The 24,646-nt window shown below is 38.4% G+C and carries 23 protein-coding genes; 13 read left to right on the top strand and 10 right to left on the bottom strand.

Annotation, left to right across the window (positions count from 1 at the left end; genetic code table 11):
- The first annotated feature begins 144 nt into the window (after positions 1-144).
- The 8 genes from HYU07_00955 to HYU07_00920 all read left to right on the top strand — a co-directional run bounded on the left by HYU07_00955 (position 145) and on the right by HYU07_00920 (position 9,473).
- Entirely contained in the window at positions 145-1,308 is a 1,164-nt protein-coding gene (locus HYU07_00955; protein MBI2128785.1) for a hypothetical protein, read from the top strand.
- A 29-nt stretch (positions 1,309-1,337) separates the two neighbouring features.
- Positions 1,338-2,819, top strand: coding sequence for a type II/IV secretion system ATPase subunit (locus HYU07_00950; protein MBI2128784.1), 1,482 nt, complete (start codon positions 1,338-1,340; stop codon positions 2,817-2,819).
- A 32-nt stretch (positions 2,820-2,851) separates the two neighbouring features.
- Complete coding sequence (locus tag HYU07_00945; GenBank protein ID MBI2128783.1) at positions 2,852-3,631, top strand: type II secretion system F family protein; 780 nt, start codon at positions 2,852-2,854, stop codon at positions 3,629-3,631.
- 1 nt (position 3,632) lies between these two features.
- Entirely contained in the window at positions 3,633-4,766 is a 1,134-nt protein-coding gene (locus HYU07_00940; protein MBI2128782.1) for a type II secretion system F family protein, read from the top strand.
- A 192-nt stretch (positions 4,767-4,958) separates the two neighbouring features.
- Positions 4,959-5,327 (top strand): hypothetical protein, encoded by a 369-nt coding sequence (locus tag HYU07_00935; protein ID MBI2128781.1) that lies wholly within the window; start codon positions 4,959-4,961, stop codon positions 5,325-5,327.
- A gap of 54 nt (positions 5,328-5,381) precedes the next feature.
- Positions 5,382-8,690 carry a hypothetical protein gene (locus tag HYU07_00930; protein MBI2128780.1) on the top strand — a complete coding sequence of 1,103 codons (3,309 nt, stop codon included), beginning with the start codon at positions 5,382-5,384 and terminating at the stop codon, positions 8,688-8,690.
- 59 nt (positions 8,691-8,749) lie between these two features.
- On the top strand, positions 8,750-8,974 hold the full coding sequence (locus tag HYU07_00925) for a hypothetical protein (GenBank protein ID MBI2128779.1): 225 nt from the start codon (positions 8,750-8,752) through the stop codon (positions 8,972-8,974).
- A 31-nt stretch (positions 8,975-9,005) separates the two neighbouring features.
- Complete coding sequence (locus HYU07_00920; protein MBI2128778.1) at positions 9,006-9,473, top strand: hypothetical protein; 468 nt, start codon at positions 9,006-9,008, stop codon at positions 9,471-9,473.
- Positions 9,474-9,538: 65 nt separating this feature from the next.
- Here the strand turns inward: HYU07_00920 and HYU07_00915 are convergent, their stop codons facing one another.
- Positions 9,539-10,801 (bottom strand): adenosylhomocysteinase, encoded by a 1,263-nt coding sequence (locus HYU07_00915; GenBank protein ID MBI2128777.1) that lies wholly within the window; start codon positions 10,799-10,801, stop codon positions 9,539-9,541.
- A 226-nt stretch (positions 10,802-11,027) separates the two neighbouring features.
- Here HYU07_00915 and HYU07_00910 point away from each other — a divergent pair, with 226 nt between their 5' ends.
- The 3 genes from HYU07_00910 (at position 11,028) to HYU07_00900 (ending at position 13,321) form a co-directional block, all read left to right on the top strand.
- The gene (locus HYU07_00910) at positions 11,028-12,227 is read left to right on the top strand and encodes an MFS transporter (GenBank protein MBI2128776.1); all 1,200 of its coding nucleotides are present in this window, start codon (positions 11,028-11,030) and stop codon (positions 12,225-12,227) included.
- The gene (locus HYU07_00905; protein MBI2128775.1) at positions 12,203-12,619 is read left to right on the top strand and encodes an Lrp/AsnC family transcriptional regulator; all 417 of its coding nucleotides are present in this window, start codon (positions 12,203-12,205) and stop codon (positions 12,617-12,619) included. Before HYU07_00910 ends, HYU07_00905 begins: the two co-directional genes overlap by 25 nt.
- Before the next feature lie 63 nt (positions 12,620-12,682).
- Complete coding sequence (locus tag HYU07_00900; GenBank protein MBI2128774.1) at positions 12,683-13,321, top strand: hypothetical protein; 639 nt, start codon at positions 12,683-12,685, stop codon at positions 13,319-13,321.
- 3 nt (positions 13,322-13,324) lie between these two features.
- Here the strand turns inward: HYU07_00900 and HYU07_00895 are convergent, their stop codons facing one another.
- The 5 genes from HYU07_00895 to HYU07_00875 all read right to left on the bottom strand — a co-directional run bounded on the left by HYU07_00895 (position 13,325) and on the right by HYU07_00875 (position 17,665).
- Positions 13,325-14,302 (bottom strand): adenosine kinase, encoded by a 978-nt coding sequence (locus tag HYU07_00895; GenBank protein ID MBI2128773.1) that lies wholly within the window; start codon positions 14,300-14,302, stop codon positions 13,325-13,327.
- 112 nt (positions 14,303-14,414) lie between these two features.
- Positions 14,415-15,071 carry a DUF3800 domain-containing protein gene (locus HYU07_00890; GenBank protein ID MBI2128772.1) on the bottom strand — a complete coding sequence of 219 codons (657 nt, stop codon included), beginning with the start codon at positions 15,069-15,071 and terminating at the stop codon, positions 14,415-14,417.
- Positions 15,068-16,111: a hypothetical protein gene (locus HYU07_00885; GenBank protein MBI2128771.1), complete on the bottom strand. Its 1,044-nt coding sequence runs from the start codon at positions 16,109-16,111 to the stop codon at positions 15,068-15,070. Before HYU07_00885 ends, HYU07_00890 begins: the two co-directional genes overlap by 4 nt.
- Complete coding sequence (locus tag HYU07_00880) at positions 16,108-16,683, bottom strand: hypothetical protein (protein ID MBI2128770.1); 576 nt, start codon at positions 16,681-16,683, stop codon at positions 16,108-16,110. The genes HYU07_00885 and HYU07_00880 overlap by 4 nt, the downstream gene beginning before the upstream one ends.
- Before the next feature lie 46 nt (positions 16,684-16,729).
- A complete protein-coding gene (locus tag HYU07_00875) occupies positions 16,730-17,665 on the bottom strand; it encodes a ChaN family lipoprotein (protein ID MBI2128769.1) in 936 nt (311 codons plus the stop codon).
- Between the two features lie 388 nt (positions 17,666-18,053).
- On the opposite strand from HYU07_00875, the gene HYU07_00870 reads away from it, so the two are divergent.
- The gene (locus HYU07_00870) at positions 18,054-18,575 is read left to right on the top strand and encodes an SET domain-containing protein-lysine N-methyltransferase (GenBank protein ID MBI2128768.1); all 522 of its coding nucleotides are present in this window, start codon (positions 18,054-18,056) and stop codon (positions 18,573-18,575) included.
- A 50-nt stretch (positions 18,576-18,625) separates the two neighbouring features.
- On the opposite strand, the gene HYU07_00865 is transcribed toward HYU07_00870, so the two are convergent.
- From HYU07_00865 to HYU07_00850, 4 genes are all read right to left on the bottom strand, one after another.
- Positions 18,626-20,407 (bottom strand): hypothetical protein, encoded by a 1,782-nt coding sequence (locus tag HYU07_00865; GenBank protein MBI2128767.1) that lies wholly within the window; start codon positions 20,405-20,407, stop codon positions 18,626-18,628.
- 32 nt (positions 20,408-20,439) lie between these two features.
- Positions 20,440-22,653, bottom strand: coding sequence for a DNA topoisomerase I (topA, locus tag HYU07_00860; GenBank protein ID MBI2128766.1), 2,214 nt, complete (start codon positions 22,651-22,653; stop codon positions 20,440-20,442).
- Positions 22,654-22,659: 6 nt separating this feature from the next.
- Positions 22,660-23,259 carry a hypothetical protein gene (locus HYU07_00855; protein MBI2128765.1) on the bottom strand — a complete coding sequence of 200 codons (600 nt, stop codon included), beginning with the start codon at positions 23,257-23,259 and terminating at the stop codon, positions 22,660-22,662.
- Positions 23,260-23,459: 200 nt separating this feature from the next.
- Positions 23,460-23,918: a hypothetical protein gene (locus HYU07_00850; GenBank protein MBI2128764.1), complete on the bottom strand. Its 459-nt coding sequence runs from the start codon at positions 23,916-23,918 to the stop codon at positions 23,460-23,462.
- Positions 23,919-24,062: 144 nt separating this feature from the next.
- Here HYU07_00850 and HYU07_00845 point away from each other — a divergent pair.
- A partial coding sequence (locus HYU07_00845; protein MBI2128763.1) for a helix-turn-helix domain-containing protein occupies positions 24,063-24,646 on the top strand: 584 nt, incomplete at its 3' end.

Genomic DNA, 24,646 nt, shown 5'->3' with positions numbered 1-24,646 from the left:
AACGCTGCTTTAATCAATTTATATTTCTTTATTTCAATCATCTTAATAAGGCCATATTGATCGGATTTCTGAGAATTAGCTGCTATGCTCAGATATAGACCATCATAGAAAGCTTTTTAAACATGAACATTACAGATAAATCACATGGAAGAAACGAGGATGATAGAGACAGGAGTAGATAAATTAGTCGAGCTTATAAAGAAGGCTGGCAGGATCTCTGTGCCAGATGCCGCTGAAAAACTCGGCGTGTCGGAAGATGTTGTTGAAGAATGGGCTGATTTTCTTGAAGAGGAAGGCATAATAAGCATAGAATACAAGTTTGCAACAGCATATTTGCAGGAAAAGAAATTAAACAACAGGGAAATCAAGGAAAAGGAAAAGGAATTTGAAAGAAGAAAAGACGTTTTTGTAAGAAAAGCAGAGATTGTTTTGAAGAGCCTTGATAAGGAGTCCACTTCCTTTAAAACCGCGGAAGATCAGTTTAAAAAAATAAAAAATGAAATAGGCTCTGAAGTTGAGCATGTCAGAGGCGAAGTTGAAGAGCTTGAAAAGCTTGAAGAGTTAAAGAAGAATCTTGATGCTGATCTGATAAAGCAAAAGCACGATTATGCTGATAAAATCATTGAGTCTCAGAATACGATGAAAAAAGAGCAGGAAAAATACAGGGATATTGTGAAAGAAATCGTAGTAGAAGAGAAGAATGTAAGGAAGAACATAAAAAACGAAGAGTGCGATATAAATAAGCTTCAGGGAAAAGAAAAGCTGATAGCTAAAAAGCTGGAAAATTTTAAAATAATGATAAGCAAAATTGAGGATAGGGCAAAAGAAGATAGTCAGCTGATTTACAATGAAAGGAATCATATTGATAATTTAAAGAACTTGGCTAAACAGGTGGAAGAAGAAATCGAAGAGGAGCAAAAGAAAGCCCGCGCGCTTGCTGAAGAAAGCAAAGCCAGAGAAAAGGACATTATTAAATCGCGCTCCGGCATACTTGAAAAACTAAAGGAAAAAAAATATGCTATTGGCTTTGATGTTAAAAAAGGCAAAGAAATTTCAAAAAAATTTGAGGAATTTTTCAACAAAAAATTAAATGTTTACAAAATGATGAGCGACCTTGAGCACCAGAAGCACGATTTGCAGATTGAACTGAACCAGCTTATAAAAAGGGCGCAGGCTTTTGCAGCTTCAAGCAAGAGCGGAGATGTCAAAGGCTATGCCAAGGAACTTGACAAAAAATTCAGCGAGATAAATAAAAAGAAATCCGAATATGAAAGCGATATTGAGAAGATAACCAGTTTGTTGAGATAATTCATTGTAAGATAAAAAAGAGGTGGCCAATGGCAATAAAAGACGAATATAAGTTTCTCTCAAGCGACATGCCTATTTCTGTAAAGATATACGCAAAGGCAGGAGAGTATGTTCCGATATACGAGATTTCAATTGCAGCAATAAGCAAGAACACTGAAATAATACTCGAGAAGATAAGGCAGGAGCTTATAAAGGAAGTCAGCCTGGGCATAGTTGAAATTGCAGATATAAAAAAGGCAGGCATTATAGAGGAGAAATTCAGGGACATGATTGCAGTCCTTGTAAAGAGGTACTTTCCTGATGTTGACGAAAAGACAACAGCATTTCTTACGACATACCTTATTCAGAGAAGCCTTGGGCTCGGCAATTTGGAAATCCTTATGGGTGATGCAAATCTGGAAGAGGTTGCCATCAATAATGCTGATGAAGCTGTCTGGGTTTACCACAGAAAATACGGGTGGCTGAAAACAAACATAAAGGTTGCCAGTGAAGAGCAGATCACCCATTACGCAACAATGATTGGAAGAAAGGTCGGAAAGCAGATTACTGTCCTTGCGCCATTAATGGATGCCAACCTGGAAACCGGGGACAGGGTCAATGCAACATTGTCTCCGATATCGGCAAAGGGGAACACGATAACTTTCAGAAAATTCGCATCAAAGCCATGGACTATAACAGATTTTATCGAAACCAATACAATCTCGGCTTTAGCTGCTTCGCTCATATGGCTTGCTGTGCAGTACGAGCTCTCTACTTTAATAACCGGCGGAACAGCTACCGGAAAAACATCAGCATTGAATGTCATGTCTGTATTTTTTCCTCCCAATCAGAGAATAATAAGCATAGAAGACACAAGAGAATTGCAGCTGCCGAGCTTTTTGCACTGGATACCCATGGTCACAAGGCTGCCAAATATAGAAGGCAAAGGGGAGATATCAATGCTTGACTTGCTGGTCAATTCATTAAGGATGAGGCCGGACAGGATAATTGTCGGAGAAATAAGGAGAAAAAGGGAAGCAGAAGTTTTATTTGAAGCGATACATACCGGGCACAGCGTTTACGCGACTGTCCATGCAAACAATGTGCAGGAAACAATAACAAGGCTGACAAGCCCGCCGATTGAAGTGCCAAAGACAATGCTGCCTGCAATTTCAATGATAGTTGTACAGTACAGAAACAGGAGAACAGGGATAAGGAGGACATTCCAGATTGCAGAGATACTGCCTGATGCAAGGCCAAATATACTTGTCCAGTTTGACACTTACAAGGATATACTTCAGAATGTCAACAAGCCTGTTGCGCTTTTTAACACATTGCAGCTGTACACTGGGCTTTCAAAAAAAGAGATAGAAGATGATTTAAAAATCAAGGAAAAGGTGCTGAAATACCTGGTTGGCAATAAGATCAACACTGTTGAAAGCGTTGGCAGGGTTATGGCCGAATATTATACTGACAAGGATAATTTAATGGCATTTGTGAATAAAAATAAATTATTGGGTGGTTTAAAATAGACAATATCCTGATCAAAAGGCTTGCCTCCCTGATGCCTGGCTTAAGGGACAAGCTAAAGCAGGCAGGAATGGTGGAAGAGCCTGAGGAGTTTGTAAAGAACACATTAGTCAGCAGCTTTTATCTGACAACCGGGCTGATGTTTTTTATTACTGCCTTGCTTTCGAAAACCAGCTTTAAGCTCGCTTTGCTTATATTTATTGCGCCCTTTATTTTCCTGCTGGTCTTCCTTTACCTGTCAAAGCTGCCTGAGGTAAAAATATTCAAGAGGAGAAAGCAGATAAGCAAGGAAATTATTTTTGCAGGCAGATTTCTGATAATAGAGCTTGAGTCAGGCATCAGCCTGTACGATGCAATAAAGAATGTTGCGAACAGCTACAAGGATATTGGAATTTATTTCAAGGAAATAACTGACAAAGTTGAGATTGGAACAACATTGGAGGATGCGCTGAATGAATCTATCGAGTACACACCATCTGACGATTTCAGAAGAATGCTGTGGCAGATAGTAAATTCCCTGAAGACCGGATCTGATATTGCCAAGTCACTGAGGGATGTGATTGAGCAGATTACAAGAGAGCAGAATATAGAGATGAAAAAATACGGCAGGACATTAAACCCCTTAGCTATGTTTTACATGATAGTCACGGTAATAGTCCCTTCGCTGGGTGTGACAATACTCATTGTGCTTGCAACTTTCATGTCAATTAAAATAACGCTTGCAGTTCTGCTTGCAGGAGTTCTGCTGCTCGCATTCGTGCAGTTCATGTTCATTTCAATAATAAAATCGCTGAGGCCGGCTATCGAGTTTTAAGATGAACAACACGAACAATAACGGCAACAAAGGAAAATTAAGCTTTCTGAAACAAATTTTCAAAACAAAAGTGCACGATGAAAGCTTGGTTGAGCGTAGGAAAAAGATCCTTATAGCGCATTTGAGAAAGTCGAGGGAAGAAAAGAAAAAGGAGCGCAAAAGGCTCAAGCTGAGAGCTTATCTTGAAAGGGCCGGGCTGGCATTGGAAGAGCATAATATTTCAAAATGGATATTTGACTTCTGCGTTATTATCAACCTTGCAATATCTTTCTACCTGATGTATTTTTTCTCTGCAAATTTCGGCTATACGCTGGCATATGTCATTTTTACAATGTTCTTTCTGTGGATCTTTGTCTTTATAGCGCTGCTGCTGCTGCTGTGGCTTATTTTTTATGTTTTTCTTGACTTGAAAATTTTCAAAAGAAAGGTAACAATAGAGCAGGTGCTTCCTGACTTTCTGCAGCTGACTGCCTCCAATGTAAGGGCAGGAATGCCTATTGACAGGGCGCTGTGGAGCGCAATAAGGCCCCGCTTCGGAGTTTTGGCAAAAGAGATTGAAGATGTTGCAAAGGAAACCATGAGTGGAGAAGATCTGGAAGATGCATTGCAAAGATTCTCGGACAGGTATGATTCTGATACGCTGAAAAGGTCTGTTACGCTGATAATCGAGGGCATCAATTCCGGGGGCGAGATAGCTGACCTGCTGAATAAGATTGCGCTCAATATAAAGGAGTCGCAGACAATAAAGAAGGAAATGTCAGCAAATGTAACTACCTATATGATTTTCATAACATTTGCAACTATACTTGCAGCGCCTTTTTTGTTCGCATTGTCAGGCCAGCTGCTGACAATAATAAACAAAATGACAGGCATAGCAGGAGCCGGGTCAAATTCCGCAGCCATAGGCTTTCCAATATCTTTCTCAAATGTTGCCATTACACCGTCAGATTTCAGGATATTTGCCATCTGTTCGCTGCTTGTAACATCATTTTTTTCAGCGGTGATTGTGGCAATTATAAACAAAGGCGATGTGAAGTCGGGCATAAAATATGTTCCTGTATTTATGGTAACCTCTCTTTTGATATTTTTGGGAGTTTCGATTGTATTGGAAAGAATCTTAGGAGGGATATTTTGAGAACTTAGTTTTGCAAATAAAAATGTCAAAAATTTTCCATCAATCTTGGATTGGTGGCTGAAAGCCAATCCCTTTTTTATTTGTGAAAAATTTTTGAGCATGCTCAAAAACCACCTTATGCACGGTGCTACAGCGTGGTTTTTGACAAGATTTATAAATAACTTGTATTATTTATGATTAAAAGGTGATTTTGTGGCAGAACTGATAAAAAACGTACGCGACTTTTTAAATGGCGTAGAGAAAAAGGAAGCAGCAGCTGAAAAAGAGCCGGAGCACAAGCAAAAAAAAGAATTGCTTTCTGAAGCCATAAATGATCTTGAAGAAGAGCTGGGAAAGCTTGCAGAAATAAGAACAAAAGTTGAGGCTGAGCTTGATTCAACTTCAAAAGACATATCTTCAACAAGAGGCGAGTTTAAGGCAGTTAAAGACAAGATAGCTGCACTGGCGGAGAAGGAAGATGCACTGGCTGCAAAGAAGGACGATCTTCAGGATAAACTGTCTAGGCTCAAGGAAAAGATGGGCAAAGTCAAAAAGATAGAGGACGATTTAAAGGAAGTTTAATTTTTACGCTTATTTGTTTTTTTATCAAATAGGAATTCATAAAAGAGCTGGTGAATGATGAAAGGAGGTTTTTGGATAGCGGTAATCATATTTCTATTTGCATTTATGCCCTTTGCTTATGCTGTTTCCCCGAATCTGACAATAACTGAGATTTACAGGCAGGATTACCTGAGAAACGGAACTTCTACAGGCACGAATGTCAACAGGGGCGAAGTAGCAATAAGGGTTGTGAATGTTGCTGATGTTCTGCAGTATGTCCGGCTTAATATGTCAAGCATCGGGCCCAGCAGAACGAATATTGCAAACAGGACAGACATAGATGGGAGAATATGGAATTTCTATGCAGGAGCTGCAAATGACAATTCAACATTATACCATAATGCGAGCGGCAGCGACAGCAATACTTACACAATAAATGCTGATGGCCCAATGTTGAATATTTCGATGGCAGTGTCAAATTATGCTGGCGGCTCAGATGTTTACAATGATGACAATATTTTTGACAATAATTATGAAGGCAACTTAAACCAATCCTGGAACAATCTTAACATAACAATAAATATAACGAATCCCTCAGGATGGAGAAGCCTTAATTCTGCAAATGTCACAATAACATTTGACCAAAGCACGCAGACAGGATATGATGTTGTCAATGTAACCGGGGTTGCGATATTCAACGGGACTGTGTGGATAAGCTTCAGAGGAAATGAAACAGCGGCTGTCAGGAATGCAACTGGCGGTATGGATTCTGAGCTTGTGAACTGGACAGGCGATATTGTTGCGTATGGAAATATCACGATAACAATAAATGCAACAGTAAGGACGAACAGGAATCTTGCAGACAGCGGCACAACAAGCTATAACCTGAATGATGCAGCAGGCACAACAGGAGTTGTTGCAACATTCAATAATTCTGCAGTGTCTGGCTTGGATAACAGCAAATTATTGACTGGAATGAATGTTACAGTAAAATTCAGCAGAGGGCCTGTCAGGCAAGGCGTGGATTTGGCATTGACTAATCCGTCGAATGGGTCGTCATCAACATGGCGCGTAAGGGGCTATTTTAAAAATGCAGCAAATGAAAACGGCGGCGGCCTGAATTACCTTGTCGGATCATGGAAGCTCTACCAAGTGCTGGCAAATGGGACGCCTGTCGGAACAGCAAATTCAAGCAATTCAGCTCCTGGATGGGGGAATATAAGCGCAGGCACAACGAAATACACAGACTGGCTTGACACCTTGACAACAACCAAGCCTTATTTTGCATCATACTTTGACTGGAATGTTAGCTGGGGCGGGGCCGAGGGCTATGATGCAGAAGTAAGGGGGAGATTGGATATGGGTTCGCTTTTCATAATTGACATTTCAAATTCAAAAGCAATTGACGGAGTTATGCTGCCGGATTCTGGAGTTGACAGGGGATTGCCTGAGCAGTCAATAAAAATAAGAGATAGCACAACTTATTTAGGGGACAACAGCGCAAGGGGGCTTAATTTTTCAATATTTTCAGTTTATCCGCCGAAATCAGTGAATGGAACTGCTGTTATTTTTTATGCAAACTGCAGCTCTGTTGCTGTGACAGTTAACGGGACAGCGATAACAAACAATGTTACAATAACTTGCGTTAATAATACTGCAAGCGCAGAAGGATATGTCAAGGCTGTGATAAAAGACCTGAACCAATCACTGTATAAGAGCTATTTGCTGACAAATGAAGTGGTAAATATTTCCTATGATCTTGTCTTCAACGAAAGCCTTCAGGAAGGGCTTGTTTTTAACATGACAGGAAATGTGACAATGTGGAGCAGGTCAGGAACTCCAATAGTGGAGAATATGCCGCTGACAAATGTAACTGTTGCCACAAAAAGGCTGAATGCGTATAAAGAGCTTAAGATAAACAACCCTGCGCAGCCAAACAGCGTTAATGCAACTATAAGGGTGGACGCTGTTGACAAGTCCTCAACTGCTGACGGGATTGCAGATATAAAATTGCTGGATTATATTGTAAATGGAACTAACTTTACAATAAGCAATGTCCTGATAGTTTATTTCAACAATTCAGGAAGCAATTCAATAACATTGGTCAATGGAACTAATATAAATGCAACTCATGTAAATGGAACAACTACGCTGACGGATGGAACTCCAGTTGATGCATATGAGTACAGCAGATTCCTTCCGAACAACACATTCTGGAACGGCACCATGAAAGACGGCGATTACCTTGTTATCTCCTATAGGTTTAACATAACTGCAACTGGCACTTACACAATTCCAATGCAGGTGTTCGGCGTTGACCCGGCAACAGGAGAAGAGATATCTTCGTCTGCATTCGGCGTTGTTCATGTTACAATCCCCGAGCCTGCAAAGCCTTTTGAAATAGATGACAGCAATTTAACTTTGGCTAAAGTAATTGTTGTCGGGCAGCCTGCAATGTGGTCGAAGAAATTCACTGTCTATAACCCGAATTCCAGGCCAATACAGTCAAGATTTGAAACAACAGTATTCCCTGATTCAACACAGGCATATGCAAGCTATTATAATGCATTCGGGCAGAAAATAGATGAGAAGGCTGAAAAAGACAACAGCCTTGTTTTCTGGGAAACAGTTGTTGGAGCTTTGGAAACAAGAACTTATGACATAACTGTGCTGACGCCGCCGATTCTTGAAGTTGACAAAAAGGTAGAAGTGCTGGAAAAACTTGAAAATAAAAAAGTAAAATTTAAGACAGACATTTATCTGAAAAGCTTTGCAAAAGAAGCTTACAGGAATATAAGATTAAATCTTCCGATAAGCTATAGCAAGATTATCGAGGTCAAAGATGCATTCGGGGAAAGGCTGAAGTTCAATGGCGGCGCAGACTCAATTTCAATAGAAATAGGAGAGATGGAAGCAGATGGAATTAGAACAATCACAGTGCTTTATGAGGAAAGCTATCCTGCGATAATCATAACATCAGATAAAGACCGCTATACATCGGATTCGCCAGTAGGATTGGCAATTCTTGTGATAAACGGCGGTGAAAAAATAGAAAGGCCTTATTTTGAGACAGAGGTTTTTGATCCCAACTTAGACACTATTCATTCATCATTCACCAGCCTGAATTCGCTTGAGCCGTTGGAGAAGACAGAAAGCTCCGAGAAATTCATCATACCGGCTCAGGCAATTACAGGCGGATATGTTGCGAATGTCAGATTCAGGGAAGATTTTGCTACAATAAGCGAGGGATTTGCAAACTTTTATGTGCTTGGAAAACGAGAGGGCATACTGAGATGGGTTGAAAGCGCAGCGATAGTGATGCTGGGGCTTGGCTTATTAGTTTTGACATACAGGAGAGTGCAGGAAATAAGAAAAAGAGCCTGACGCAAAGGTTTAAATACTTCGGCTATTAGCATAGATCAGTAAAAAAAGAGGTGTGAAATATGTATGTTTTCGGGTTAAACTTACCCATACTTGAATTGCTTGTTGTTTTTTCCATTGTTGTTGTCGGCTACCTTATTCTGCTTGAGATAGAGTTCAGGCAATTGAGAAAGATAGCAGGCAAATTTGAAAACGAGGAAACCGAGCTGAGCAAGGAGCTGAAGGATCTGAAGGAAGAGGTTGCTGACCTGCGCGCCATAATAGAGGCAACGCATAAAAAAAGATAGCTTTATATATTGATTATTTTTCTGAAAAGATATGGCTGACAAAGAAATTGGCAGGATGGTGTCGAAGTACATTGCTGGGAGAAGAAGATCTGAAACAGCCAAGAAGATTGCAAAGGTTTTTAAAAAAATAAAAATTCCAAGAAAGATGGAAGCTTATCCCGAGCTGAAGGAAGCCAAGAAATCAGGAGTTGAAGTGAAAATGGTTGTTAATGAGCCTAAAGCAGAGCAGGAAGAATTCTCAGATGCAGAGGAAGAAATAAGAAAGGAAGAAAAGCCTGGATTTTTTTCAAGGCTTTTTGGAAGGAAAAAGGAAGAGCCTGCTGAAGAAGAAATAAAAACTGAAGAAACGATTGCAAAAGGAGAGGCTTCGAAAGACATAAAGGAGCTGTCCAAAATGTTTTTGTCAATTCTCGATAAGCTTTCAGATAAGGATTTCGGCAAGTTCAAGGATTCTGAGAGTTATGCCAAGTTCAAGGAGATTGTGAAGAAGTATAAATGATTTTCCGATTGTTTTTTCTTGTTTAATTTTGCATAAGTGCTGCAAAACCCTTGATAAAAACAAACCTATGTTCCTTCCTGCCAGCTTGAAAGGTATTTCTTCTGCTCTTCTGTCAGCGCATCAATCTCAATACCCATTGCTTCAAGCTGAAGCTTTGCTATGCTGTCGTCGATCTCTTCCGGCAGCAGGATAACATCTGTCGGAAGCTTTCCTTTGTTTTTGACAGCATATTCCACTGCCAGCGCCTGTCCGCAGAAGCTGGTTGACATGACCTCGCTCGGATGGCCTTCTGCAGCAGCAAGGTTGACCAAGCGGCCTTCTCCGCAGAGGAAAATCTTTTTTCCATCAACAATGTATTCGTCAAGGAAAGGCCTTACTCTTCTTTCGCCTGAAGCTATCTGTTTCAATCCTTTCACATCAATCTCAATGTCAAAATGACCTGAATTTGCCAGGATTGCGCCTTCTTTCATCTGCTTTATGTGCTCTATTCTTACAACATGCTTGTTTCCTGTCAGCGTGCAGAATATATCTCCTATCTTGCAGGCATCTTCCATTTTCATTACCCTGAATCCGTCATAAGCAGCCTGCAATGCGCAGAAATTATTAACTTCCGTTACAATTACATTTGCGCCAAGTCCTTTGCACCGCATTGCAAACCCTTTTCCGCAGCTTCCGTATCCTAAAACAACAATATTCTTTCCAGCGAACAGAACATTGGTTGCTCTTATTATTCCGTCTACTGTTGATTGTCCTGTCCCATAATAGTTATCTAATAGGTGCTTTGTTTTATTATCATTAACTGCTATAATCGGGTATTTCAAAGCATTGTCTTTTTTCATTGCTTTCAATCTTATTATTCCTGTTGTTGTTTCTTCACATCCTGCGATAATATCTTTTATTAATTCAGTATGTTTTGAATGTATCTCAGAAACTAAATCACAGCCATCATCAATTGTTATATGCGGCTTAAAATTGATAACACTTGTTAAGTATCTGTAATAATCTTCACTTGTTTCTCCTTTATACCCCCAAACCTTTACTCCCTGCTTTGCCAGCGCAGCTGCAACATCATCCTGCGTGCTTAATGGGTTGCAGCCGGTTATAGCGACTTCTGCTCCGCCTGCAATTAATGTTTTAACGAGAACAGCTGTTTCTTTTGTAATGTGCAATGCAAGCCCAACTCTGATTCCCTTTAATGGCTTCTCTTTTTCAAATCTTTTTTTTATTTTTAATAAAGCGGACATGCGGGATTCTGCAATCTCGATGTTCATACCGCCCTGCTCTGCTAATTTGATGTCTTTTACTTCATAAGTTTCGCCTTTGTCCATTTTCATCACCTGAATTGATTGATTTATACACATTTATATATTTTTTTCAACAAAAAGCGAACATTGTCCATAATTTATTAAAAAATAAAGACAAATATGGAAATATTTAAATATAAGCTGTACAAATTGATTTAAATGTCAAGAAGGCTCTCTGAACATGCCCCCAACTTAACTTTAAAGATTTCTTGTTCAGAGAGTCTTTAAATAGAACAGAGAAAGGAAGAAAATGCGAATAGAAGACAATATATGGAAATTTTATATTTACAGGATTTTAGGCACTCTTATATTTGTAACCCCGATATTTGTCCTATTCCTCCTTGAAAACAATCTTACGATGATGCAGGTTATGATTCTGCAGGCGTATTATGCACTCATAATCGTCCTTTTTAGGATTCCTAGTGGGGTTTTTACAGACTTTGCAGGAAGGAGGAAAGCGATTATTATATCCCAGTTTCTTTTTTTAGCCAGCTGGATTTTTTATGCGCTTGGAACTAATTTTTTAGGATTTATAATTGCAGAAACATTAATAGGAATTTCATCGGCTTTGTGGGGTTCTGCATCATCTGCTTTTATATATGATACATTGGCTGCATTAGGCAAGGAAGAGCATTTTAAAAAAATATTCGGGGCAGTTACATCCATCAATTATCTTGTGTGGGGCATTGCTTCGCTTGCAGGCGGGTATATTGCCTCAGTTTATGGGTTAAGAATGACATTTTGGGCAACGGCATTGCCTATAGCTATTTCGTGCCTTATTCCCCTGTTTTTTGTCGAGCCTTATGTGCATAAGCCGCTGGAAAAAAAATATCTTGCCCATATTAGAGAAGCTATTAGATTTTCATTGAGCCACCCGAAAGTGAAATTTTTCATCATTTATTCAATGATATTTGGCGGTGTGGGGGCTGCTGCTTATTTCTTTTACCAGCCATATTTCAAGCTAATCAAGATCGACATCTTTTATTTTGGCGTTATATTCTTTTTGATGAATATTGCAGGAGCGATAGGATCGAAATTTGCCCATAACATAGAAAACATGCTTGGAGAAAAAACAACATTATACGCAATGCTCATAATCCCAATAATATCCTTTTTGTTCCTGTGGAAACTGCTCATTCCATTGGCTGTTTTTTTTCCAATAATTAAGTTTTTTATCGGCGGCTTCTCCGAGCCTGTTCTTGAGGATTATGTCAATAAGCATATACAAACACATCATCGCGCAACAATACTTTCCCTGAAGAATCTCGGAGGCGACTTGCTTTTCAGCATTTTATCTCCGATTTTAGGCTATCTTGCTGATTTGTGGTCAATACAAACAGCATTTTTGATCTCAGCAATAATATTGTTTGCTGATTTGGTTATCTTGCACCTATTCATGCACATTAGATCGACGGAATATTCAAAATGGACGCCAAAGACAGCAGAATAATTGAGCTATTGAAGCAGAACAGCAGGGAGTCAATCAGAAGCATTGCCAAAAAGGCAGGTTTAAGGCCGTCTACAGTGCATCAAAGGCTGACAAAATTAAAAAAAGAGAAAGTAATAGAAAAATTCACAGTTAAATTGAGCAACAAGGCAGTTGGCGAGAATTTCATTGTATTCATGCTGCTTACAACTGACAAGGATCTTGATCCATCTTTCTTCGAAAATGCGCATATAAAAGAATCATTTGGCATAACAGGAGAGCATGATTTATTTTTAAAATTAAAGTTTAAGGATATTGAAGACTTTAATAAATATATCATAGATCTGAGAAAAAACAAAAACATCAAGAAAACCCTGACGATGATCAGCACGATAAATATAAAGGAAGAGATATAGCTGAAAAAAGCAGGAGGAAAAACAAAAAGCTTTATATATTAATTATGCCAAATTTACTGAATTATGGGCAAACAGCACATATTATTGGCGTTATTGATCGCTTCTGTTTTCTTTATAGTGGGCTGCACAGCTGCTACGCAGTACATCTGCCCAGATGGCAGGGTTGTAGCGGATAAAACAGGATGCGCAGCCGAGAAGCTGAGTGTTGACTCGCAAATGTCAGTCTGCACTGGAATGCCTTCCACTCAGTCATATTCTATAGAGGATATGTGTGTGATGGGAGTTGCTGCAAAGAATAATGATACGTCATTGTGCAAGAAATTAAGCAGAGACCAGCGTCCAGCCTGTTTAGCGCTGGTTGCTGAAGCGAAAAACGACCCAACCATATGCGCAGGATCGGAATCAGACTATCAATGCTATGAGCTGTACGCAAGGGATAAAAAGGATGGCTCTGTCTGCGGCAATATCAAGGAAACCTCGCCAAAAGACAACTGTTATTCTAACATGGCTAACCAGCTGAGGGATGTTACTTTATGCGATAAAATCTCGGGCGTTGACCAAAGGGACAGCTGCTATGTAAATATGATGTACTCAATGCGGGATTCTTCAATTTGCGATAAAATAACAGGCAGCAGCCAGAAGCAGCAGTGTTTACAAATCGTACAGGGAAACCAGCAGCAAGGAATTGTAATGAAATACTGATTATTATGTAAGTTTCTTTATATCATCCTTCAGGCTTTTGCTTAATCTTGCGCCAATCTGCCCGACAACCTTTGCAGCTGCATAGCTCGCTATCCTGCCTGCTTTTTCCAATGGAAGATCGTGGCTTATTCCATACAGAATGCCTGCAGCATACATGTCTCCTGCTCCTGTTGTGTCAGCTGCTTTCGCTTCAAATGGTTTAATTTTGTATATTTTACCTTTAGACTTTATTAATGAGCCGCGTTCACCGAGCTTGACAACAGCAACATCTGCAAATTCGGCAATTTCATTCAATGCAGCTTCTTCTTCTTTTCCGGTAAATGCTTCTGCTTCCTTTTCATTTGCAAAAACAATATCCGCATATTTTTTAACTAAATTTTTCATATTATCTAAGTTTCTTCGTATAAGAGCAGGATCAGCCAGGTCAATTGAAACCAAAACATTGTTTTTCTTTGCAATTCCCATTGCATGAATCGAAACTTCCCTTAAATTTTTGTCCTCTAATTGATAACCCTCTATATGCAGTATTTTGCTTTGCCTTAACTCTTCTTCCAAAACATCCTCTTTTTCCAATTCAAGCGCTGCTCCAAGATGAGTGGCAAATGTCCTTTCAGAGTCCGGCGTTATAAATGAAATTGTGTGCCCTGTCATCAAATCGCTTTTTTTAATGCTGGAGTAAACTCCGCCTTCTGCCATTTTCTGCTCGTATATTGCTCCGTGCTCATCTTTGCCCACTTTGCCGCAGAAAACAGCATTGCCGCCCAAAACAGCAACTCCGGCAAGAACATTTGCAGCTGATCCGCCAGGCGCAATTTTAAATTTGTAGTTCTTTAACTTCTCAAAAATCCTCTTTGAATGAGCTTTATCAATCAGATGCATTTCGCCGTGCTTTAAGTCCATTTCAAGCAGCTTTTTATGGTCTACTTCGACAAGAAAATCCATCAAAGCGCTTCCAATTCCGAAAACATCGTATTTTTTCATTTAAATGGGAATGTTTATATACTAGTTTATATTATTTCATATTTAACGAGTAAGTCCTGTTGAACGGATGACGGCTCAGGATTGAGCTCAGGACAAGTAAACAGGGATCGTTTTATTTTCTGAACAGGTCATTTTTCTCAATTTTGATTTTATTTGAAATTAAGCCAGTGTAATGATTACAATTTTCCTTTAATTTTGCAGTATTGTACTTATATCCGAATGCTCCACATACAAAATCACTTACTTGTAAAGCCTCATTACATTGAGAAGATTCATGAACGATAGTGACATTAGGCAGAACTGAAAAAAGATATAAGAATTCTGTTTTTACATAGCTCTCAAAATTTTCTCTTTGACTAGATGACATACATTTATCAAGATGTATCTCCAGTCTCTTGTTTTTGTTTATATCAGAAAGAACTTTTTCTAAAAGAATTTTTATCAAATAATTATATAATATGGGAAGATTATTCTTTAAGCTGTCTTTTGTAAACTCTTTTTTAATGATGCGCGAATAAACTTCTACATCTAGCTGAGCAATTCGTGTCAAAAATCTCTCTCTTATAAGTACAGAGGAATTCGAAAATTTTAACTCCGCCATCTTCTTTACCTTTTTCTTCAATGTTTTTTGTCTTATGTTTTTAGGTATTCTTTTATAGATAATATTTGTTTGGTCATCTTCTATTTTGACTGCTGTTAATATAAGGTACTCGCTTCCTTTGTTGCTCATACCAAGATCTCCGCTTTCATCAATGTAAACATAAGTCATCCTTCACCATAAACCTTTTTAAATTCTTCCAGGTATTTTGATGCAACATCGGCATCGTTGATGATCAAAACATTCTCATCATTTGATTCATCAGCATTCCTTGTGGGGTTGTAGCTGCCTGTAATGACCGTTTCATTGTCTATAATAAAAACCTTGTGGTGCATATTGTATTTGTTGCTGTCCCATTTCACGCTTATGTTGTTTTGCTCAAATCTCTGGAATTCACTATATGTGTTGTTCTGCGTTCTCTCCATAATGCCCTTTATATCAAGCCTGCCTTTGTTGTTGATTAAAACATCGCCTATACTGTTGTCTGTGAAGCTGAACTGCATGAAATAGATGCTTTTTTTAGCATTATTCAGGGTGCTTATAACGTGCGAGCTGCAATGGTCTTCGGGGCAGAAGTAATTCTCGATTTTTTTATTATTTAAAATTACTATGGCATATTTTACATTATTGCCTTTTCCAAAAATACCATTCCATATTTCATTGAATTCCTCTTCATAATTCTCCGCAAGGTAATTTGATTGATAAACAATCATATTGTTGTCATTCTTGACATTGTTTTTTATTGTCGGGTTAAATGAGCCGCTGAAGATAATTTTATTTTCGAAAATGCAGAATTTGTTGTGTGTTAACTGATTCCGGTCATCCTGCCTTATGAAATTGAGATTTTTGACTTTCTTGAAGTTCTCGCTATCGACAACGACTTTTACATCAACACCCTCATTGATCTTTTTAGTCATGGCGTTTGTTATATTCTCATATTCAAAATCATAAAGCGCGCAATGTATTGATTTGTTTGAGTTTTCTATTAATCTGATGAATTCCTTTGCACAGTCATCATATTTGCAGAAATAAACTGATGGAGTGAAATTGTTATTTTCAGCAACGATACTGATTATTGCCTGGCCTGTTATTTTGTTATTGGAATTATTTTCATAATTCATAAATTTTGAAACCGATATGATTATTGCCAGAACAACCATATAAGTGAAAAAATTCTTCAATAATTTATCTATGAGCTTAAATATGCTCATTTCAATTCCAGGCTGCTTTTCAGCAATCCAAACTTGCTGCCCGGGTATTTATTCTCAATTTCATTTAAAAAAATTTTAACATCATTTTTATCTTCTTTTTTTGAAACATTAAAACCCCTGCATTCTGCAAAAGCAGCACTTTCGTCATCTGTAATGATCATTAATAATTTTATAAAGCTTGATTTTATCGGGGCTTTTGAATCAAATATGTTTTTTAAGAATAAAGAATCTTCATCCTCCATGGTCCACGGAATGATCATTTTTGTATTTTTGGATAATTTCAATAAAACCTTATTTTTTAAAAAATCCTGGCGGTTCTTTATTTTGATCCTTAAAATCCTGATTTTTACAGGAAGGCCCTTTATTATGCTTTTCAATAAAAACTGCGCATTCAGAAAATCATGAGAGCCGTCATCAACAATGCAGATATTATCGCCTTTTTTAAAGACCTTATTGATTCTTACAAACTTTCTTACTCTTTTTTCGATCATCCTGCAGAAACAGGGGCAGCAGTATGGCTGCAGATGGTGCAGAATGACATTGGCTGTTTTTTTGCAGGAAATGCATTTCATAAGAAAAGTTATCTGGCTTCATTTATATACTTGATTATTTTTGATGCTATTGCTCCTCACCCCAGCCTGACCACTCTTCCATGTTAGGCTTTACATTAAGGTAAAATTTAAGATGTTCGCCTTTTATTTTAAGCACCTCGCCCTTGCCAAGGCCAAGCTTATTGAACCTTTCATACTCTTTTAGAGGGTTTTTACACTGCATTAACTTATATGGCTGCTGGAAAACAATCGCAGAGCACTGCGAAGTCAGCTTTTTTATCATATACGGCAGATGGTTGCTTTCAGCATGCAGCGTTCCTGCAATTATTAAGATGTCATTTCCTCTTTCTAAAACTTCTTTGACTGCCTTTGCAATTGTTGAATCCCTGTCATAAAAATTAAACATGAAATAGCGGCTTATTGACAGCTCTATGCTGTTTTCTGTTATGAGCTCTCTTTCTATGGTGCTTGGCATATCTATGCCGATAAATCTTATATTTTTTTCTTTCAGGAATCTGTAAATGTCTGTATAGCCGTACTTGTCAAGCTCCTTCAGTCTGTATTTTGTGCTTTCAACAAGTTCTTCAAGGCCTATCTTGGATTCTAAATAATTGTCTATGTAGCTCTGCTCATCAATGCTAAACGACTCCAGCCCAACAATTAAACCCTTCCTTTTGACATTATGAATCATATCAATCATCTTTTTATGCTGCGCTGTAAAGCAATGCGCATCAGCCAGTATCACAATGCGCTCTTTCTTCAGTTCCCTGTGCATGCCCTTTTCGCCAATGACATTGTTTTTAATATGTTTTTGTGCGCAGCATATTTCATTGTAATCCGCAATCTGATCAAAATATGCAGCATCATAATCATTCGCAGTTTTTTCAAATTCCTCAAATTCCTTTCTAGAGAAGAAAGTCTCGCCAACAGCCTGAATCTGGGCCAGTGCGCAATTATAGCCGATCAATACGCATATTAACCCTTTTAAAATGCGTCTCGTCATGATAAGCAGGAGGCAAGTTCTTTCTCTTTTAAAAATCTTCCGTTGTCACCACTTTAAAATGCTCTTAAACCGAAAGATTTATATACTAGTAGCACTACTCTAAAGTAGATAAGTCAAGTTGGGGCGTGGTATACCGATTTACGATCCATCGAAAATCAGAGATTTTCGGCGGATTGCTCGCAAGCTCACAATCTATCACCTCTTTTTCCAGGGCAGATGTCCGCAAGGGTGTTTGCCCTGGTTTAGGATCACCTCTTTTTCCTGGAAGCGGGCTTCGAAAGGGGCTTGCTTCTAAGGTTTAGATTATTTGATTTATAAAAATATAAATCTTTTAGTATGATAAGACTCCGATAAGGCTTATAAAAGGTTAATTATTCTTAATCAGAATATGACAGCTATGAAATCCTATCGATCTCCAAAAACAGAAGTTAGAGAAAGCAGTATGATCCAAGGCAGAGGTTTGTTTGCTAAAGGGTTAATAAAGAAAGATGAAATTATAGCTATTAAGAACGGTTATATCCTTGATTTACAAGAATTTAAGGAACTCGATGAAAAATGCAGACAATATTGTTTACAGATACAAGATGATTTCTTTCTCGGACCTAGAACAATAGAAGAAATAGCAGATAATGCAATCTTTATCAACCATTCATGCGAACCAAATGTTGGTTTTGATGGCCAAATAATCTATATGGCTTTAAGGGATATTAATCTTGGAGAAGAATTAACCCATGATTATGCAATGTGTTTTACAAATATGGGTGCTTTTTCTAATTTAAAATGTGATTGTGGAAGTAAAATATGTAGAGGGAAAATAACTGGAGATGATTGGAAATTAAAACAATTACAAGACTGCTATGGAGATCATTTTGCTTCCTTTATTTTAAGAAAAATAAAATCAAATAAATAAAATTCCTAATAATTACATCATGAATTCAATATATTCAAAAATGAGACTTCTTATTTTTTCCTTGTTGCTTTTATACGCCCAACCTTTTTTCCTATCAATTTTTTAGCTCTTTTTCGCTTATGTTTTATCTTCACTACAAGACTTCTCAGAATGAAGCCGATTAAAATGCCGGCAACAAAAATAACAGCTAAGTTATAGTCAATATTTATTCTTTTCTCGAATATGGCCGGGATCTCTTCTTTTTTAAAATAAATATCTAAATTGCTCAATTCAAGTGCGTATTCTGAAAATAGCAAGGAAGAATAAGGATCTTCTTCTTTAAGCTCTTTTGCATATTCATAATAGCTGTAGCCCAATATGGGGAAGATTCCCTTATTTGTCTCCTTCAATATCTGCCTGTTCACGATCTCTAGCTTTTTGTTTATTATGCTGCTTATGTTCTGGTCGCTTATGCCCATTGATGTTATGACAACATCAACCTGGGCTTTCGCCTTTGATGCCCTGAACAGGCAAAGCTCGCTGTTCTCATTTTTCTGGTCCTGCTTTGCGCCTTCCAGTTCATTGCTTATCTGAACCAAATTAGCAGAGGGAACGAACAAGGCAACGTAATCAAAGCGCTCCTGCGCCTCAACTATTTTCTGAGTGCAGGAATCCCTGAGCATCTGCGCGTCAATATTGAGCTTTATGCCGCTTTTTCCGAAAAAGAAAGACCAGGAGTTAACTGTGTAAAGCCTTTCGATTGAATATGCCAGATAATATTTGCTGTCATCCAGTTTTTGCCCGTCAAGGCTTGCCAGGCTTAGGTTAAGGTAATCTTTCACTTCATTAATTCGCTCTTTTACAATGATGTATGTCTCAAGATCGTTTATTGTTTTATAATCATTTTTCAGCTTTTCCTCGCGCTGCTTTAGTTCTGCGGATGTGATGCTGATCTTTTCCCTTAATTTGCTCTCGTTAATGTCTTTTATGCTGAGGTAATTGTATTTTATATCTGAGCTGAAACAGAAAGAAGCAGATGAATAATATTTTTTCTGGCTGAATGCAGCTTTTCCCCTTTCAGTTGAGTTATCAGCAGCTTCCAGAACATCATTCTGCCCGGAAACATTTAAGCTGGCTTTTAATGAATCTGCCCTTGAGCACAGGTCTATTGAAATGTTCATCATCGTTCCCTCATAGTCTGCTGTTATGTTGATTGCTTCAATACCATCGCTGTATTTTTTACCTGTAAACTCGTATATTGCATCATTCAGGCTGAGCACTTCAATGACATCAACGCCTATCTTTTTTCCATATTTGATGAGATCTGTCTTGTTTCCTTCCTCACCGACAAATCTTTCGCCTTCGGGAATCAGGACTTTTTTCATGCTCGCATTTGCAGCTGCCTCTGTTTTTTCCTTGATTCCGCCAACAGCCCCTATTATCCCGCCTGAGTTTATTGTTCCTGTCATTGCAACATCTTCCTTGAGCTTAAGGTCATCAAGCAATGCAACAGTCAAAACAGACATTGCAGCTCCTGCGCTTGGCCCGCCTATTATTGGGGCATCTGCCCTTATTGTATAAAAGAAATCATATTTGCTGCAGTCCTTGTTGAGGAAATCGCATGCAACGCTTTTTGCAAATCTTGTTGAGAACTGCGTGTCAAACTTTGTCAATGGGTAAGAATCAATAAAAACCCTGCCTGTTCCTTCTTTTATTTCAAGATATAGGTCAGCAGTGCTGCCTATGAAGCCGCCGTCTGCCTCTGAAACAGCAAGCAGCTTTGTATGGCCTGTTTTGGCATAAGCCAGAGGAATGGTCAAGAGGATCAACAATAAAAGTAAAAGCTTTTTCATAGGAATAGAGAAAAAATTCAGGTTTTTATAGTTTATGATTTAGTTCCTATTTTCTCTATATATCTGCACTTCGGATATTGCGAGCAACCATAAAAAACACCATATACGCTTTTTCTCAGAACAAGGTTGCCTATTCCGCATTTAGGGCATTTCTTTTCTATTTTGCCTGATTCAATCTTTTCAGCTTCTTTTTTCAAAGCTGCATCCATTATCTGCTTTGAGGGGCATTCCTTATTGATGCACACTTCCTGCGGCCTTTTTCCTTTTCTGATAACCATTATCATTGGATATTTGCATTGCTCGCATATTTTTTCAGATGGCTTGATCAGGCCTGAAGAAGGAAGCTTGAATGTTGTCTTGCATTCCGGATATTGGTCGCATGCAATGAACCTTCCAAAGCGGCCTTTTCTCATTTTTAATGTCCCTTTTTCGCATACAGGGCATTTTCCTATTTCACTCTCCTGCCTTAATTGCTCCTGATATGTGTCTTTTAAGTCTTCGCCAATCTTTTTTTCCTTCCCCTTGAATTCATTCAGGATTTTTATTAAAGCAGCTTTTGCCTCTTCAAGAATTTCCTTTGGCTTTTTCTTCTGATCGCGTATTTCTTCCATCTCTTCTTCAAAATGCCTTGTCAGCTCTTCATCAAGGATCAATGGCGAGTACTTTTCCAAAGTTTCAACTGTTTTAATTCCCAGATCAGTAGCTTCAATTACTTTTCCTGTTATATATCCCCTTTGCGACAATGTGTCAATGATCTGCGCTCTGGTAGCTTTCGTGCCTAAATTTTTTCTTTCGAGTTCTTTTATGATTGAAGCTGGAGTGAAGCGGCCAGGCGGCTGTGTTTCTTTGTCATACATTGTTATTTTATCTATGTTTACAATATCGCTCTTGTTTATCGGAGGAAGCTCTTCTTCTTTTAACGTAACGTAAGGCTCGTATAAAATATGCCACCCTTTTGCTATTGTCCTTGTTCCTTTTGCAATGAAAATCTCATTTTTAACATTTATGTCAACTGCCACAGTTTCTCTTACTGCATCTTCGCCGAATGTTGCAAAAAACCTTTTTACAATCAAGTCATATATTTTATATTCCCTTGCATCAATCTTTTTAGGGTATTCTCCTGTAGGATGGACAGCGGGATGAGCAGGATCGGTTTTTTTCCCATTGTTTGGGATTAATTTTTCTTTTGCAAGCAAAAGCTGAGTTAATTTTTTATAGCTTTCATTCGAGCTTAAATTTTTTAAAATCTTTTTGAAATCCAAAACAAAAGGAAGCTGCTGGCTTGATGTTCTCGGATAAGATATCAATCCGGCAAGGTATAGGTTTTGGGCGATCTCCAGTGTTTCTTTAGGCTGTATCCTGAAGACGCGGTAAGCCTCTATCTGCAGCGCTGTCAGGTCAAACGGAACAGGAGCTTTCTGGTTGAACTGTGTTTTTTTGACTTCCTGCACAAGCCCTTTTTTCTCGGCTTTAACTTTATGCATTACAGCTTCTGCCTTTTCCTTTTCCCAGAACTTGTCTTCCTTGTGCCACGCTGTTATTTCGCCTTTGTTCACATTGCCTTTGAGCTCGATCTGCCAGAACGGAACAGGCTTGAAATTTCTTATTTCTTTTTCACGGTCAACAATTATTTTCAATGCAGGGCCCTGCACTCTGCCTGAGCTCATTATCTTGAACATTCCGCCTGCTTTTATTGCAGCTGTCAATGCCCTGCTTGTGTTGATGCCCCAATACCAATCCAATTCGTGCCTTGTTTCGCCGGCCATTGCCTGGCCCCAGTTTAATGTTTTTGATTTAGTCTCATATGCTTCAATTAAATCAGGCTTTGTTAATGTGGAGAATTTCATTCTTGCAGCATCTTTTTGATTGCAGATGAAGCGGACAACATTAAGCCCGATGACCTCGCCTTCAACATCATAATCAGTTGCAACTGTGAATGTTTTTGCCTCTTTTGAAAGCTTTTTAATTGTCTGCAGGTATTTTTTTGAGAATGCCGCTCCTTTATTTGTTTCATTAGTCGGCTTCCATTCGATATCGAAGACTGGATAAGTCCATTTTCCCTTCTCTTTTTCAGCCAATCCATAGAGGTGGCCTACTGCGCATGCCACAATGATGTCATTTTTGCCATGGGTTACTTTGTAATAAGGCACTCCCTGGTTAGATTCCTTTATCGCTTTACCGTCGGCAAGAGCTTCAGCTATCTTCAATGCTGCTGCCGGCTTTTCAGTTATGATCAGTTCAGTCATTTTTAGTCATTTTGCCAAGCCCTTTATAAATCTGATGAAACTATCCTGCCCAAATAATACAACTCCTTTCTTTACAGCGTCAATAAATGCCTTATTTGGCTTTTTTAATTCACTCTTGAATTCCGCTTCTGTGAAATTCAGCGAATGGATCTTCTTGAGCTGGGTCTTTTGCAAATTTGCTGTTATTTTCTCCATCTCTATAAAGTTTTTCCTATTTGAGATCACGCTTAATATATCGATGTCATTTGCTTCGTTTGGCTTATTCAGGATGCCGCCATAGATTATGCTGAATTTTGCTTTTCCCTCAAACTCTGAAAAGCTGCTTGCCCACCTTTGGCTTTTCAATGCTTCTTCTGTAAGGATTATGGCCAGCATTTTTTCTGCAATCGGGTTCTCCCAGTTTAGGCTGATTGTATGGGTGCTTGTTTTTCCAGAGCCAACAGGCGATAAAATAAGGATTTTTTCAGACTCAAGCTTTCTAAGGACTTTCCATAATCCCCATCTGCTCATGCCTGCTTCTTTTGAGAGTGTGGTTACAGTATGCTTTGCAGCAAAATCCCTGAATATTAATTTCAAAATCCTGCTGGTTGTTTTTGCTGTCTCCATTTTGTTGATAGTTGTCAACTAATAGTTGATAGTAGTATATAAAGGTTTTGGTTTTATGATCATATAGCTGAATAAAAATGTGTCGGAAATGACAAAATTTAAAGAACCTTGGATATATCCAATTGCCCTTTTGGCTCTTCGTAAATGAGCGTGCCATCATAATCTCTTATTGAAAAATAAAAAATAATGGAATGAAAAATTTATTTTATCTTATATATTCTTGATTCGGAACAAAACCAACCGCCATTTCTAACTATGTCGGGAAATGGATATGGATCTGCCGTGTTACTATAAGCTGTTTTTGCTATTTGTGAATATATTTGTTTATCTGTGTCATAGTTTCTTATTCTCCATATTGGTTCATCTCTGTTATGTTCTCTTATTTTCCACATTTCAGCAACAGCTAACTCAGGTAACCAGTCTGGATGGCCTGACCTTGAAATGGGTGGTTTTTCAATCCATAGTCTATAGCTAGTCTTAGCACACTCTTTTGGAGTATGTGATGTTAAGTAAAGTTCATCAGCATATTCAACAAGTGCTCTTCCAATTATCACAAATATACCCTCTTCAACGTGTCTTAGGTCGTCTATAAACAAATTTGGGTTTCTCTTTAGGATTTTTTCCAAATATCCTCTTGATTTTCCTTCCACGTCATTCATTTTGTCTCCACCTCGTTTTAAGCCCAGAGGTATTGGCTTTTTTATCTCAACATGGTAGTAACATATTAACTATATAAATCTAGTCCCCCCCTTAGTGGGTTACTATAGAAAGATTAATAAATAACATCAGATTAGGGTGATCTGATGGATGAAGCTTTACTTGGAAAATTAGGACTCACAAACGGAGAGACCAAGGTGTATCTTGCCCTGAATAGGCTGGGAGAATCTACAATCGGGCCTATCGGCAAAGATAGCAAAGTCTCAAAATCCAAGATATATGATATCCTCGACAAGCTTATAGAGAAAGGATTAGTTGGTTATATCGTAAAAGAAGGGACAAAGTACTTTGTGGCCAATGATCCGCATATGATCTTGGGATATATCTCAAAAAAAGAGCAGGAACTTCAGGAAACCAAAAATGAAGTTGAAGAGATTTTGCCCAGATTGATGTTGGAAAGAGCTTCAGTCTCCGCAAAAAGAGTGGCAGAAATCTATGAAGGTTTTCAGGGAATCAAAGCAATCAGGGAAGAGCTGATGCTGTCTTTTAAGGCAGGAGGCACTTTTTTAGTCTTAGGCGCTCCAAAAATCGCTAACATCAAATGGGAAGGCTGGTTTTTAGACTTTCACAAGCGAAGAATTGCACGGAAAATCTTGATGAAAATAATCTATAACTCCGATGCAAAAGAATACGGCGGGATACGGGCGAAGATGAGATTAACCAATGTCCG

The organism is Candidatus Woesearchaeota archaeon, assembly GCA_016180285.1.
Taxonomy (GTDB): Archaea; Nanobdellota; Nanobdellia; order Woesearchaeales; family JACPBO01; genus JACPBO01.
Note: the sequence above shows the minus strand (reverse complement) of the source record. Positions and strands in the feature narration are given on the sequence as shown.

Coding starts and splice junctions, on each gene's coding strand:
- HYU07_00955 (MBI2128785.1), top strand. CDS start 145: ATGGAAGAAACGAGGATGATAGAGACAGGAGTAGATAAATTAGTCGAG.
- HYU07_00950 (MBI2128784.1), top strand. CDS start 1,338: ATGGCAATAAAAGACGAATATAAGTTTCTCTCAAGCGACATGCCTATT.
- HYU07_00945 (MBI2128783.1), top strand. CDS start 2,852: ATGCCTGGCTTAAGGGACAAGCTAAAGCAGGCAGGAATGGTGGAAGAG.
- HYU07_00940 (MBI2128782.1), top strand. CDS start 3,633: ATGAACAACACGAACAATAACGGCAACAAAGGAAAATTAAGCTTTCTG.
- HYU07_00930 (MBI2128780.1), top strand. CDS start 5,382: ATGATGAAAGGAGGTTTTTGGATAGCGGTAATCATATTTCTATTTGCA.
- HYU07_00925 (MBI2128779.1), top strand. CDS start 8,750: ATGTATGTTTTCGGGTTAAACTTACCCATACTTGAATTGCTTGTTGTT.
- HYU07_00920 (MBI2128778.1), top strand. CDS start 9,006: ATGGCTGACAAAGAAATTGGCAGGATGGTGTCGAAGTACATTGCTGGG.
- HYU07_00915 (MBI2128777.1), bottom strand. CDS start 10,801: ATGGACAAAGGCGAAACTTATGAAGTAAAAGACATCAAATTAGCAGAG.
- HYU07_00910 (MBI2128776.1), top strand. CDS start 11,028: ATGCGAATAGAAGACAATATATGGAAATTTTATATTTACAGGATTTTA.
- HYU07_00905 (MBI2128775.1), top strand. CDS start 12,203: ATGGACGCCAAAGACAGCAGAATAATTGAGCTATTGAAGCAGAACAGC.
- HYU07_00900 (MBI2128774.1), top strand. CDS start 12,683: ATGGGCAAACAGCACATATTATTGGCGTTATTGATCGCTTCTGTTTTC.
- HYU07_00895 (MBI2128773.1), bottom strand. CDS start 14,302: ATGAAAAAATACGATGTTTTCGGAATTGGAAGCGCTTTGATGGATTTT.
- HYU07_00890 (MBI2128772.1), bottom strand. CDS start 15,071: ATGACTTATGTTTACATTGATGAAAGCGGAGATCTTGGTATGAGCAAC.
- HYU07_00885 (MBI2128771.1), bottom strand. CDS start 16,111: ATGAGCATATTTAAGCTCATAGATAAATTATTGAAGAATTTTTTCACT.
- HYU07_00880 (MBI2128770.1), bottom strand. CDS start 16,683: ATGAAATGCATTTCCTGCAAAAAAACAGCCAATGTCATTCTGCACCAT.
- HYU07_00875 (MBI2128769.1), bottom strand. CDS start 17,665: ATGACGAGACGCATTTTAAAAGGGTTAATATGCGTATTGATCGGCTAT.
- HYU07_00870 (MBI2128768.1), top strand. CDS start 18,054: ATGACAGCTATGAAATCCTATCGATCTCCAAAAACAGAAGTTAGAGAA.
- HYU07_00865 (MBI2128767.1), bottom strand. CDS start 20,407: ATGAAAAAGCTTTTACTTTTATTGTTGATCCTCTTGACCATTCCTCTG.
- topA (MBI2128766.1), bottom strand. CDS start 22,653: ATGACTGAACTGATCATAACTGAAAAGCCGGCAGCAGCATTGAAGATA.
- HYU07_00855 (MBI2128765.1), bottom strand. CDS start 23,259: ATGGAGACAGCAAAAACAACCAGCAGGATTTTGAAATTAATATTCAGG.
- HYU07_00850 (MBI2128764.1), bottom strand. CDS start 23,918: ATGAATGACGTGGAAGGAAAATCAAGAGGATATTTGGAAAAAATCCTA.